Genomic DNA, 11704 nt, shown 5'->3' on the forward strand with positions numbered 1-11704 from the left:
GACATCGGTTTATTGTGGGACGGTTCCGTCCGGTTATTCGCGTGATCCACAACTCGATATGAACAGGCTGGCAGGGCGGGACAAGGCGACCGCATGATCAGGCCGCTCTGGCGTGTGCCAACGTCTGGTTCAATAACGTGCAGAACGCCGGATCACCAACGAGACAAGGGCGTGCTCGCTAACGCAACAGAGCCCGGCGGACGTCATGATAGCGAATATGGCGTTGTTTGCGTTCGTCAATCATGACCTGGCTGAACATTTCGATCCGAAAATGGGTAAGGCCATCTCCCTGAACAGGAATACCGAAAAGAGCTGGTCCGAGCCTGCCGGTCTCGCGTAGTCCTTCTGACGACGAATTGAGGAGATGAGATCCATGCCCGAGGGCCCCGAAATACGCCGCATGGTCGATGAGATCGGCAGCGCGGTTGCAGGACGGACTGCGGAGACCGTGATGTTCGCCTTTGAGCGCTTCAAGTCGTTCGAGCCTTTGCTGGCAGGTCGTCAGGTGACGAGCGTTGAAGCTCGGGGCAAGGCCGTCTTGGTGTTTCTGGCCGCCACCGACGAGGACGGTCCCTGGTGTGTGTACAGTCACAACCAGCTGTATGGGAAATGGATGATCGGCCCGTCTGACCGGGAACCGGCGACCAACCGGCAGCTTCGGTTCGCGATCCTCGGTGCGGAAAAAGCGGCCCGGTTGTACAGTGCGTCGGATATCCGGCTGGTGCGTCCGGATGAACTGGATCAGGTGGACTATCTGGTACGCCTGGGACCGGACCCGTTGAACCAGGCAGTCAGCGTGGACGACCTGCTGGCTGTGTTTGAAGACCGGCGATTCCACGGCCGGAATCTGGGTGGCCTGCTGCTGGATCAGGCCTTTATCGCGGGCATCGGAAACTACCTGCGTTCGGAGATCCTGTTTGAGGCCCGGCTGGCGCCCGACATACGCCCCCGGGATCTGGACGACGTCGAACGCGGGCGCCTGGCCGAGGCCATCCTGAGGATGCTCCAGCGCGCGTATACCCTGAAGGGCATTACCAACGACCCGGAGCGGGCCGAACGGCTCAAGCGCCACGGCTGGACCTTCGGCCAACGCCGCCACATGGTGTTCAATCGTGAAGATCAGGCCTGCCACGAGTGCGATGGGCCGGTCGTGAAAACCGCCATGGCGAGTCGTCGATTGTATTTCTGTCCCTCATGCCAACAAAGAGGCGATGTGAAGGGGCAGGGCAATGCGGGTCACAACTGACTTGGGTCACGACCGTGCGCCGGGCTTCGGAGGTCCCGGATTCTCAAAGCCGGATCCAGCGTTCATAATTCGGCCTCTTGTTAAGCCCGGACCGTTGCCTAGCTTCGACGCGTCGCCGGTTTCTTATTCCTTGCCCGATGAACATAAGGCCAGTGATGTCCAAATCAATTCATGAACCCGGTGCCCACGCGCTGAAAGGCGGGAAAGGAATAACCCGAATCCTGAATTCAACCCGCTATTCCATGCAGGGTCTCAAGGCGGCGTTTCTCAATGAGGCGGCGTTTCGTCAATTGGTGTTGATCAACGTCATCCTGATTCCCATCGCCTGTTGGGTCGATGTCACCCGCGCCGAACGGGCAGTCCTGATCGCCGCGCCGTTGCTTTCCCTCGCCATCGAGTTGCTGAACTCGGCCATTGAAAACATCGTTGACCGGGTGTCGATGGAACTTCACCCGCTCTCCAAACAGGCCAAGGATATGGGCAGCGCCGCCCAGTTTGTGGGGCTGGTGATCATCACTGTGTGCTGGGTGGTGATTCTTTTCTAGGCGCCGGTACCTCTTGCCCTGGAGATGGCATTAACCCCGAAAATTTCGGTTTTTCGATGGCATTTCGATCCCGGATAGATGGATTCAAAGGGGCCTGCTGCATTGACCTCAATCAACCAGGTGATGGTTGAAGCAGTGATAATGGAGGCACACGTTTCATACAGAAGGTGTCTCTTATGGAAAATGATTCTCCAAGCATCGTGGTTGCCTGTGACGGTTCCGAACAGTCACTGAGCGCGGCAAGAATGGCCGGTAAGCTGGTCGAAGCCACCGGGTATCCGCTCAAGCTGTTAACGGTTTATCCTTTCTCGAAGTCATCAGTCCTCGTGGTGGCCGGTGTCCCTCACAGCACCATTGAGGTTGAAAAGCAGAAGCACGCCCGCGAAGCCTTCGACCCTGTGAAAGAGACGATAGGAGCGGGTGCTGAGGCCGCGGAGGAGATTGTTCTCAGCGGCGACCCGGCGCACGAGATCCTCGAGTATGTCCACGCCCACCCGGGGGCGCACCTGGTTCTGGGGCGGCGAGGATATTCTGTGGTGCGTAGCCTCACGCTCGGCAGCGTCAGCGAGAAGGTGGTCAGGCACGCGACAGGGCCGGTCACCGTCGTCGGGTAATGTCGGACCGGTACTTTCATCGGATGGCATGGCGGTCGTTACGGTATTCCGACAGCGATCGGGTGGCCCTTATTAGCGATCGGTTCACCAACATCCGAAGGGAGTGGATTGCTGTCGGAGTCCCCGATTAACTCCTGAATCGTCTCTGCTCGCTAAAGCCGCACGCGATAGACTTCGGCCAGCGAGATCTGGCCCGTTCTGGCCAACTTAAGTGCACTTTCGGTCAGTGGCGTCATGCCGTCACGGACCGCTTGCTTTTCGATGACAGCCGCGGGAACTCCCTGCACGATCATCTGGCGCAGTGCCGGCGTGACCTCGAGGAGCTCGTAGACGGCCATACGTCCCTTGATCCCGGTCCCGTTATAGTGATCGCAACCTGCCCCGTGGAAAAAGGGCTCGTCTTCCGCCACGTCGAGAACCTGGCGAACTTCCGGGGCGACCGGCTCCTGTGTTTTGCAGTTGGTGCAGGTTCGGCGCACCAATCGCTGGGCGAGTACGCCAATCAGGGCACTGTTGACCAGGTAGGGCTCGACGCCGATTTCGATCAGGCGGGTGACCGACGTGGCCGCATCGTTGGTGTGCAGGGTGCTCAGCACAAGATGACCGGTCAGCGCACTTTCCACTGCCATCTTGGCGGTTTCCCGGTCACGGACTTCTCCGACCATGATCACGTCCGGGTCGTGTCGAAGAATATGGCGCAGGGCACGGGCAAACGTATAGCCGGTGGCCTGGTTGACCTGAATCTGGGTAATCCCGTTCAGGTGATATTCCACTGGATCCTCGACCGTAATGATGTTGACGTTGGATTCCTTGATGTGGCCCAGCGCCGTATACAGCGTGGTGGATTTTCCCGAACCGGTGGGGCCGGTGACCAGGAAAATGCCGTTGTTGCGGGTCAGCAGGTGACGAAGTCGCTGTGCGTCCGAGTCATCGAAGCCGAGCTGCTCCAGGTTCTTGAGGGCAAACTGGGTGTCCAGAAGACGGATGACCACGCTTTCGCCATGGATGGCCGGGATCACGGACAGACGCAGGTCGACGGCTTTCTGCTGGTAGCGAATGCGGGTGCGTCCATCCTGGGGCACACGGTGTTCGGAAATGTCCATGTTGCCGAGGATCTTGATGCGACTGACCACCGCGGGCAGCAGCTTCTTGTCGAAGGCGCGTACCTTCTGGAGAACCCCGTCGACCCGGAAGTAAAGATCCACCACGGATTCCAGCGGGCGGATATGGATATCGGAAGCCTGGCGCACCAGTGCTTCGGTGATGATGTTCTGGACGAGTTGAACCACCGGGCGCTGGCGGCCCATCTTTTCTTCGGTATTGACGTCCAGATGAAATGGCTCTTCATCGGGGATCATGCTGACGTCATCGAGCGCGCTCTGCATGTCCTGCCCGCCGTAATAGCTGGCAATGGCGAAGGCGATGTCATCCGGCGGTGCGATGCAGGGTTCCAGCACCTTACCGGTGATGAACCGCAACATGTTGATCAGTTCGGAATCCGTCGGATCTTCCAGAGCGAGCAGCAGCCGTTCGCCTTCAAGCAGTAAGGGCATCACCATGTGCATGCGTGCAAACTGGGCCGGAACACAGGCGAGGGCCCGGGGATCGACATCGAAGTGGAGCAGTTTGATGTAGGGAACGCCGAAATGCTCGCTGAGTCCGCGCAGGATTTGTTCGTGTGTGACGATCCCCGTCTTTTCCAGGCTTTCCCCGAGACGGAGGTGGCTGGTCTTTTGTGCTTCCAGTGCTTTGCTCAGTTGGCTGGCGGTAACGATCCCCATGTCCAGCAGGATTTCCCCCAGTGGGCGAGGCGAGAAGTGGTAGCGTGATTCGTTGTGGTGCCGCAGTTCCTCAGCTGTCGAGATAATCGGGGGGACGTTGGCAGTCATCGTGCAATTGGACATGGGACGAACGTGGTCCTGCAAAAACCAGCCGGAGGAGCAGGTCTTCTCGGTTGTAGACGGGAGACAGTGTATGACCAATGGTCGGGTATTATGTTAGCAACGCCCTGACGCGGTCACTACGACCGAAGACGCGATTTAACGTTTTCCGGACAAGAAATAGGCAAGTTTTACGCGGCTTGACAATTGAATGCGTTTTTCATGCATTCAGTCGGGAATGAATCCCAATTGACTCGCCGTTGGCACAGCCTGAGAGCGATGCGAAAGCCATAACCGCGTCAAGGGCCTTTGCCGGCACTCTGTATGACGGGCTGGCTCAACGCCCAGCGACAGAACTCTTTCACCGGCATCGGTTTGGCAAACAGGTAGCCCTGAACGCGATGGCAACCCAGTTCGCTGAGGCGTGTCAGGGTGGCCTTGTCCTCTACGCCCTCGGCCACGGTCTCCAGATTGAGGGTGCGGGCCAGGGTCAGCGTGTTCTTGACGATCTCCTGATCGTTGCGATTCAAGCACATCTGGCTGATAAAGCTGCGATCAATCTTTAATTCATGGATGGGCAGGCGACTCAGGTAGGCCAGGGACGAGTAGCCCGTTCCGAAATCGTCCAGGGCGATCCGGCAGCCTTCATTGGCAATGAGCAGCAGGGAATCGATGACCGATTCCATGTTGTGCATCATCGCCGTTTCCGTCATCTCGAAAATGACGCGGTCGGTCGGGATACCGTGTTGTCTGATGCCCTCAAGTGCATCCGGCACGAAGTGGCGGTCGGTCAGGTTCTCGACCGACAGGTTGATGCTGCAGGTGATGTCCAGATGCTGTGCCCGCAAAGTCTGCATGATTCTCCAGGCTTGGGCGACCACATAACGGGAGAGCAGATCCATCAGCCCTGCATTTTCTGCGATCTCGATGACCTCCCAGGTAGGCACTGGCCCAAACCGGGAACTGTTCCAGCGCAGCAACACCTCGGCGCCGACCAGTTCCTGGCCGGTGCCGTTCATTTGCGGTTGCAGGTAGAGTTCGATCTCGTCATCTTCAATAGCCTGGGGCAGGGCTGTCAGCAGTTCCAGTCGCCGCCGGGCGAACTCGGATATTTCCTCACTGTAGACCTGCACCGGCACCTTTCTCGATTCGCTACGGTCCCGGGCTGCCGACGCGTGCTGATAGAGGATGTCCGTGCTCTTGCCATGTTCCGGGGCGAGCGCCACGCCACAATGCAGGTTCATGAGCACGGGCAGTCGGACCGAATGAAAGGCCACCTCATGGTGCCCGACCACCTGCTCTACGAACGGCTTCAGGTTGCCCTGCAGCTGATTGAGGTCAACCAGGAACGCGGCAGAACCGAACTCCGGAATGGCGATGTAGGCGGGCTGTTTCGCCTCCAGGCAGATACCGCCACCGAGAATCGCCAGCGTATGGTTCAGTTTTTTCATCAACTGGCAAAACATGTCCTCTGCCAGGTTGTGCCCCATGCTGGATGCAATCTCCTTGACCTGGGGGTAGTGGACCAACGCGAGTGCGACCCGTTGTCCCTGGGCGATCACCGTTTGCAGTTGCTGATTGAGCAGCGCGCCGTTAGGCAGTTTGGTGGCGGAATCGTGCATCGCCTGTTCAAGCGACTGCATTTCCATGTCGCGGACCTGTCGCTCCGCCAGTTGCTGTCGATGCAATGCGGCCAGTTTGCGGGTACGTTCGTCCTTGATGCGATGGGCCAGGGCGAAGGACAGCAACAGGACCTCGGCTGCGGAGCCGGCCTGCATGGCATGGTTGGTGAGAAAATTCACCGGCAGCAGGTTGAACACGTTCATCAGGTAGAGGGAGGCTCCCAGCGCGAAGGCGGCCCAGGCCAGCACGAAATAACGGGCACTGGCGACACCGGCGGTGAGGGCGGCCAGCCCCACAGAGATGACCAACACGATCACCAGGGTGCCCAACAGACCGGCGAACAGGGCACCGTGTATCGGATCGACCCAGGTGTAGACAATCAACACCCCGGCCAGGCCCGCGGTGATGTTCAGACCGCGTTCCCAGCGATAGGAAATCTCCTGCCATTTCAAAAAGCTGCGCGCAAACATCAGGGCACTGAGTGAGACCAGTGCAGTGCTTGTAGGCAAGGCGTATCGGGTCAGCAGCGGCTGGCCGCTCCAGATCCAGGCGCTGCCCACGCCGGAGATACAGAGCATCAGCAGGCTGATCGCGCCGATGTAAAGCACATAGTAGCCGTAGGCCGGATCCCGGATGGAGAGAAACAGAAACAGGTTGTAAGTGGCCATCGCCCCCAGGATGCCGAAATAGATGCCCCAGTAGAGGCTTTCCCGGGAAAAGTCGTCCAGCAGGCGATCCTGGCTCCAAAGTTCCACCGGCACCTGCAGCGAGGAGGCGGACTCGGCCCGCAGGACAAGATTCACGTTGCCACTGAGATCCTGAGGCAGAGGCAGGGCGATCTGATAGCTTTGTGCCTGCTCCCTCTGGGTTTCGGTTTCCTCGCGACTGGTGTGGTAGAACGCCGGCAGCCGGCCGTCGCGCAGGAGATAGAGATCCACCTGCTCCAGCAGGGGGTAGGGAATCACCAGATACCAGGGCTGGTCCAGGGCGTGAGGGATATTCAGATTTGTCTTGAGCCAGACGGACTGATCCGTGAACCCGAGATTCAGTACGCTGCGATCCCGTTTTACCTGCCAATGTGACTGTTGCACAGCCTGCTCAAGTGTCTGGCCGCTGCCGAGCTGATAGTCGATGCGATCGTTCAGGCTGTGATGGCCTGTTTCCCCATCGAGAATCACTTCTCCGGCGTTGACAGAAAAGGCGCACAACAGCAGGGCGGCCATCAGTGCTGCTGCCCATTTGCAGAGAGTCACCATAGGGCGTTCCCGTTATCGCTATTCATCCAGCGGTCGGATCAGGCGGCCGGTGAAGCCGAGAAATTCCGCTTCCTGACAGAATCTGTGAAATCCGCCTTCGGCCACATCCGGCTGGCGGAGCAGAACCAGGGCTTCCACCAGACATCCCGGGATATCCCGGTTATTCCAGTCCGGCATGCGTGGCCACATCATGAATTGATCGTGAGACAGTACGATCTTCTCCACCTCAATCTGACGTTCCCGCATGCGTTCCCGTACTTTCAGGCTGATGCAGGGATGAGTGTCATCGGCAATCAGCGCGCCATTGGGCATGTGCTGATAGAGATCCAGCACCGCGTCGCCCTGATGAGTGAGGGCGATATACAATGTTTCGTCGCTCAGACGCTCGAGGGACGCGGTTTGCAGGACCGTCCCCTGATCGGTGTTGATTTCATTGTCTTCTTCGTAGCGGGGATCAAGGCCAATCACCCTGTCGTACAGGCTGGTGAGATCGTGGCACACGGCGTTGCCGATGCGTCCGGCCCCGCCCAGCACGACAATGCTGTTCTGGTTGCGATACTGCGGCCGCTCCCGCATTTGCCGCGCGATGTCCCAGATCATGTAGCGCGTGCCAAGACTGCCCTCCACCAACGGTCGCTTTATATCGATGCCTGCTTTCTTTACGAAGTTGGGGAGTCGTCCGACCAGTGCAATCCGCTGCACATTCGGGAAATCCTCCTGCAGACGCTCCATGTACAGGCGGACTTTGTCGGAGTCTTCCTGCAGCTCATGCTCCAGGAATTGTGGGGCGACCATCAAGCCACGCATGTTTTCGTTGCGGATGACCCCCAGTATCAGGTTGAAGGGCAGGCGCCGCGCCATATCGTCGGAGACATAGGAACGGACCTGCTTTTCGTTGCCATACACGGCGAACAGGAACTGGGGCCGGACCAGGGCAAGGAGCAGGGAGCGCAGGTAGGTGTTGGCCAGAAAAACCGCCAGACGACGGCTCTTCTTCCAGAGTGTGCGTTTGCTGGTGGCGCTGAGGCGTTGCCAGAGAGGGGCGACGTCGTAGAGGGCTTTCAGCTCATTGCCGGAAAAGCGCCGATCATAGAACTGTAAGCCGATGTGGGTCTTGCCGGAGTGCATCACGGTGGCAGCGACCTTGGTGCCGGTTCGGTCACGGAACTCGATGTCGATGGTTTCGCCGGCACGAATATGCACGTGCTCCGGTCTTTTCAGACGCAGACCACTGGCGGAAATGTCGAGTGTTGTCGTTTCGAAGGTGCGTCCGGCGTGGCTGATAACGACCGGAATCCGAATCCCTGACCGCAGGTGCCTGCGATATTCCCCATGCATCCTTATCATGGCTTTTCCCTGATCGACTGAAAAACGGGTCAAATGTCCTGTTTACAGCATGGTTCAAACTGCGGAAGGTCGCCATTTTTAAAGACGAATCAGCCCGTTAAATGCGAGGGAAAGTGAGCAGCGCTGAAGCGGGGCGCCGGGGCTGCCTATGGGTTGAGTTCGCGTTGCAGCCAGGCGGCAAGTTGTTCGCCACGCCGGTGCGACACATAGTGCGGCAACAGCAGGCACAGCCGACCGCTGGTTTCGACCGAGCCCCAGGGGGCGATCAGGCGCCCGGAGGCCAGATCGTCCTCCACCAGTAAGCGAGGGGCAATGGCTACACCCAGACCAGCCAGGGCCCCTTCAATCAGGTAGTAGAGGTGGTCGAAGCCCTGGCCCGCTTCTACGGCTTGAGCCAGACGCACCTCATCGAGTCCGTGCGCCTGGGCCCATTGTGGCCAGGCTTGTGGGCGCGAGCGGGTGTGGAGCAGGGGCGTCGTGAATATCGTGGCGGGGTCCTGGCTATCGAACCGTTCGGCCTGATCTGGCCTGGCTACGGCGCAGATGTTTTCCGGGGCGAGTTCGATGATGCCCAGTTCCGCGGGATAAGGCGGCTCGGAGAAAAGGAGCGTGGCGCCGGCTTCACTGTGGCGAGGGTCGAGTTCACTGTCGCTGTCACCGACTTGAAGCCTGATGTCCGGCAATTCCCGGTGAAGCCGCTCCAGCCGGGGAATGAACCAGCGGGCCAGGAGGCTGCCGGGACAGTTCAGGACAAAGGGCCCCTCCTCGGAACTGCGTTTGAGCTCGGCGCAACTCTCGCGCAGGCGGGCGAAAGCATCCCCGACACCCCGTTGAAGCTGCTCGCCCTGATGGGTGAGTCGGATGCCCCGGCCCGCCTTGGTAAACAGAGGCGTGCCGAAGTGCTCGTCGAGGCTGCGCAGCTGGCGGCTGACGGCGCCGTGGGTGACGTGCAGTTCACCCGCGGCAGCGGTCACGCTGCCCAGTCGGGCGGTGGCCTCAAACGCCCGAAGGGCGCTGAGAGGGGGCATGTCCTGGCTCATAAAACGTGACTCCAGCTCACATGTTTATGCAATTCTATCGATTTTTTCCAGCGTTTGCCTTCGTTATTCTCATTTCAGTTCACTCAATCAATGAGCAGGCAGGTTCGTTATGAATCCCTATTCCATGCAGCCAGACGTTAACGGCTTTTTTGGCCAGTTCGGCGGGAGTTTTGTGGCGGAAACGCTCATGCCGCTGATCCAGGAACTCCAGACCTGTTACGCAAAGGCACAGGACGATCCGGATTTCCAGGCGCAGCTGGCGTATTTCCAGCGCGACTATGTGGGGCGTCCGAGCCCGCTGTACCGGGCAGATCGGCTCACTGAGCATTTCGGCGGCGCCACGATTTACTTCAAGCGCGAAGAGCTCAATCACACCGGCGCGCACAAGATTAACAACTGCATCGGCCAGGTCCTGTTGGCGCAGCGTATGGGCAAGACCCGCATCATCGCCGAGACCGGGGCCGGCATGCACGGTGTGGCTACGGCGGCGGTCGCGGCCCGGTTGGGCATGCAGTGCGTCGTTTATATGGGCAAGACGGATATGGAGCGCCAACAGCCTAACGTGTTCCGTATGCAGCTGCTTGGCGCCGAGATCATTCCGGTCAGCAGCGGCACCGGCACCCTCAAGGACGCCATGAACGAGGCGCTGCGCGACTGGGTGACCAACATCGACGACACCTTCTATGTGATCGGTACCGTGGCCGGGCCGCACCCGTATCCAGCCATGGTGCGGGACTTCCAGTCGGTCATCGGCCGTGAAACCCGGGAGCAGATGCTGGATCAGGAAGGGCGGCTGCCCGACTCGCTGGTGGCGTGCATCGGCGGCGGCTCCAACGCGATGGGCCTGTTCCATCCGTTCCTGGCGGATGACGGGGTGCAGATGATTGGCGTTGAAGCCGGCGGGCATGGGGTTGAGAGCGGCAAGCACGCAGCCAGCCTGAGCGGTGGGACGCCGGGTGTGTTGCACGGCAATCGCACCTACCTGCTGCAGGACGAGGACGGCCAGATCACCGACGCCCACTCCATCTCGGCGGGCCTGGATTATCCGGGCATTGGCCCCGAGCACGCCTGGTTGCACGAGCAGGGGCGCGTGGACTATGTGTCGATCACGGACCAGGAGGCCATGGAGGCTTTCCAGCTGTGTTGCCGGCAGGAAGGCATCATCCCGGCCCTGGAAACGGCCCACGCACTGGCGGAAGTCGCTCGGCGGGCGCCGACACTGCCGAGGGACCACCTGATGGTCGTGAACCTGAGCGGCCGGGGCGACAAGGATATGGCCAGCGTCGCCGAGTACCTTGGCGGTTCCAACCCATCACACGCAGCGGAGATGGCATCATGAAAACCACTTCCCGACTCGATCGGCGGTTTGCAGCCACTCAGGCCGAGCATCGCCCGGCGCTCGTGACCTATATTACGGCCGGTGATCCGGATCTCGACACATCGCTGGATATCCTTAAGGGGCTGCCCGCCGCTGGCGCCGACATTATTGAATTGGGGATGCCGTTCACCGATCCCATGGCGGACGGTCCGGCGATCCAGAAGTCGTCGTTACGAGCCCTTAACGGCGGGCAGACCCAGAAAAAGACCCTGGCGATGGTGCAACAGTTTCGCGAGCAGGACTGGGAAACCCCGCTGGTGTTGATGGGCTACTACAACCCCATCTATCGCTACGGCGCTGATCGGTTCCTGCGGGACGCGGCTGAGGCCGGGGTCGATGGCCTCATCATCGTGGACCTGCCACCGGATCACGACGGAGCGTTTTTCCAGGCGGCCCGGGATGCGGGAATCCACATCATTCGACTCGTCACCCCCACCACGAAAGGCGAGCGTCTGAAACAGGTACTGCGGGAGGCGTCCGGTTTTGTCTACTACGTTTCTGTGGCCGGCGTGACGGGTGCCGCATCGCCCACCCAGGAGAGCGTGGAAACCACCCTGGCCGACATCCGCCAACACACGGATCTGCCCATCGGCGTGGGTTTTGGTATCCGCACGGCCGAAGACGCCGCTGCGATCGGCCGGTTCAGCGATGCGGTGATCGTGGGGTCAACATTGGTAAGCTGTGTGGAACATGCCCCATCGCCCGGTGCGGCCAGGGACGCGCTCCACGACCTGACACGCGACCTGGCCGCCGGTGTTCGTCGGGCCCGGTAAAT

At 59.9% G+C, this 11704-nt stretch carries 9 protein-coding genes; 5 read left to right on the forward strand and 4 right to left on the reverse strand.

What is annotated here, in order from left to right; genetic code table 11:
• The first annotated feature begins 373 nt into the window (after nt 1-373).
• The 3 genes from nei (at nt 374) to J3364_RS14715 (ending at nt 2405) form a co-directional block, all read left to right on the forward strand.
• Nucleotides 374-1246, forward strand: a complete 873-nt coding sequence (gene nei, locus J3364_RS14705; RefSeq protein ID WP_349559067.1) for an endonuclease VIII — start codon at nt 374-376, stop codon at nt 1244-1246.
• A gap of 155 nt (nt 1247-1401) precedes the next feature.
• On the forward strand, nt 1402-1791 hold the full coding sequence (locus tag J3364_RS14710; protein WP_349559068.1) for a diacylglycerol kinase: 390 nt from the start codon (nt 1402-1404) through the stop codon (nt 1789-1791).
• Nucleotides 1792-1967: 176 nt separating this feature from the next.
• Complete coding sequence (locus J3364_RS14715; RefSeq protein ID WP_349559069.1) at nt 1968-2405, forward strand: universal stress protein; 438 nt, start codon at nt 1968-1970, stop codon at nt 2403-2405.
• A 152-nt stretch (nt 2406-2557) separates the two neighbouring features.
• Here the strand turns inward: J3364_RS14715 and J3364_RS14720 are convergent, their stop codons facing one another.
• From J3364_RS14720 to J3364_RS14735, 4 genes are all read right to left on the reverse strand, one after another.
• Nucleotides 2558-4309, reverse strand: coding sequence for a GspE/PulE family protein (locus tag J3364_RS14720; protein WP_349559070.1), 1752 nt, complete (start codon nt 4307-4309; stop codon nt 2558-2560).
• 275 nt (nt 4310-4584) lie between these two features.
• Nucleotides 4585-7164, reverse strand: coding sequence for an EAL domain-containing protein (locus J3364_RS14725; protein ID WP_349559071.1), 2580 nt, complete (start codon nt 7162-7164; stop codon nt 4585-4587).
• Between the two features lie 18 nt (nt 7165-7182).
• Complete coding sequence (locus J3364_RS14730) at nt 7183-8511, reverse strand: PilZ domain-containing protein (RefSeq protein WP_349559072.1); 1329 nt, start codon at nt 8509-8511, stop codon at nt 7183-7185.
• Nucleotides 8512-8657: 146 nt separating this feature from the next.
• Entirely contained in the window at nt 8658-9551 is an 894-nt protein-coding gene (locus J3364_RS14735) for a LysR family transcriptional regulator (protein ID WP_349559073.1), read from the reverse strand.
• Nucleotides 9552-9660: 109 nt separating this feature from the next.
• Between J3364_RS14735 and trpB the strand changes: the two genes are divergently transcribed.
• On the forward strand, nt 9661-10890 hold the full coding sequence (gene trpB / locus J3364_RS14740; protein WP_349559074.1) for a tryptophan synthase subunit beta: 1230 nt from the start codon (nt 9661-9663) through the stop codon (nt 10888-10890).
• Complete coding sequence (trpA, locus tag J3364_RS14745) at nt 10887-11702, forward strand: tryptophan synthase subunit alpha (protein WP_349559075.1); 816 nt, start codon at nt 10887-10889, stop codon at nt 11700-11702. The genes trpB and trpA overlap by 4 nt, the downstream gene beginning before the upstream one ends.
• Nucleotides 11703-11704 lie beyond the last annotated feature (2 nt).

It is taken from the genome of Marinobacter sp. NFXS9 (assembly GCF_040148665.1).
Taxonomy (GTDB): Bacteria; Pseudomonadota; Gammaproteobacteria; order Pseudomonadales; family Oleiphilaceae; genus Marinobacter_A; species Marinobacter_A mangrovi.